Origin of the sequence: Alcanivorax sp. UBA3183 (genome assembly GCF_002364155.1) — a bacterium.
Lineage (GTDB): Bacteria > Pseudomonadota > Gammaproteobacteria > Pseudomonadales > Alcanivoracaceae > Alcanivorax > Alcanivorax jadensis.
On the sequence record NZ_DEXN01000008.1, the window covers coordinates 2,451 to 2,795 of the forward strand.

Genomic DNA, 345 nt, shown 5'->3' on the forward strand with positions numbered 1-345 from the left:
GAAACGTGAAATAGTATTTCAAATACTGTTTCCCGCTGGGCCTTGCTCATGTCAGTCGCCAACCACAATCACACGCTTGCCACTAAAGTCGTTACCGGCCATATGGTCGTGGGCGGCTTTGGCGTCGGTGAAGGGGAAGGTTTCCAGCGGCAGGGGCAGCAGGCGACCGCTGGCAAACAGGGGTGCAAGACGGTCATTGAAGACCTGCGCCATACGGATGCGGTTTTCCAGTGGCTGGCTGCGCATGGTCATGCTTTTCAGGGTCTGGCGTTTCATCAGCAGGGCGCCCAGATTCAGCTCCGTGGTCAGCCCGCCAAGAATGCCGATATTCACCAGGGTGCCCTC

Annotated in this window: 1 protein-coding gene; it reads right to left on the reverse strand. The window is 57.7% G+C overall.

Annotated elements, in window-relative coordinates:
• Nucleotides 1-51: 51 nt before the first annotated feature.
• A partial coding sequence (locus B3Q33_RS03095) for a zinc-binding dehydrogenase (protein ID WP_286826832.1) occupies nt 52-345 on the reverse strand: 294 nt, incomplete at its 5' end.